The 833-nt window shown below is 60.9% G+C and carries 1 pseudogene; it reads right to left on the reverse strand.

Annotated elements, in window-relative coordinates:
* A pseudogene (locus HGI47_RS22095) lies at window positions 1-804 on the reverse strand (IS3 family transposase); the annotation flags it as partial.
* Window positions 805-833 lie beyond the last annotated feature (29 nt).

The raw sequence follows: 833 nt of genomic DNA on the forward strand, positions 1-833 counted from the left end.
CCCTGATGGTCTTCGGATAACCCGCCTTCCGACAGGTTCGATCGAGCGTGGCCACGACATCCTCTCCGCGGTAACTGAACCGCGCGTCGATCACCGGCGAGAACCGGCTGAACGTGTCGACCACGGTCAGGATGCGCAGCTTGCGGCCCGTCGCAAGTTGATCATGGACGAAGTCCATGGCCCACACATCGTTGTGTCGGACTGCCGGAGCACGGTCTTCCCGCAGCTTTGCCTTCACCCGTCGTTTGGGTGTCTTGTTACGCAGCTGCAGACCCAACTCTCTGTAAAGCCTGTAAACCTTCTTGGCGTTCACTACCCAGCCTTCCCGGCGCAGGATGTGATAGACACGGCGATAGCCATAGCGAACGTGTGTCTCGCAGATGGCCTTGATGCGCTTCTTGATCGCGGCCGGACCGGTGCGACGGGATTTGTAATGGTAGCTCGAGGTGTCGAACGGTAGGACCTTGCAAGCCCTCCGGATCGACACACCCCAGTCCGCCAGCATCCCGCCGACCAGTTCGCGCGTCCGATCCGGCCTCAGAGCTTTCGGCGGACGATATCCTGCAACATCTCCCGGTCGAACGTCAGGTCAGCCACGATCTTCTTGAGCCGGCCGTTTTCCTCCTCGAGCTCACGCAGCCGCCGCATCTCGGTTGGCAGCAGCCCCGCGTACTTCTTCTTCCAGTTGAAGTAAGGCGCCTGGCTGATCCCTGCCTTGCGGCAGACCTCCGCCACCGGTGTACCTTCCTCACCCTGCTTGATGACGAACGCCTTCTGCGCGTCCGTGAACTTCGATGCCTTCATGCCACGCCTCCTTGCCCAGCCAAGGAAAT

It is taken from the genome of Novosphingobium sp. ERN07 (assembly GCF_012641335.1).
Lineage (GTDB): Bacteria > Pseudomonadota > Alphaproteobacteria > Sphingomonadales > Sphingomonadaceae > Novosphingobium.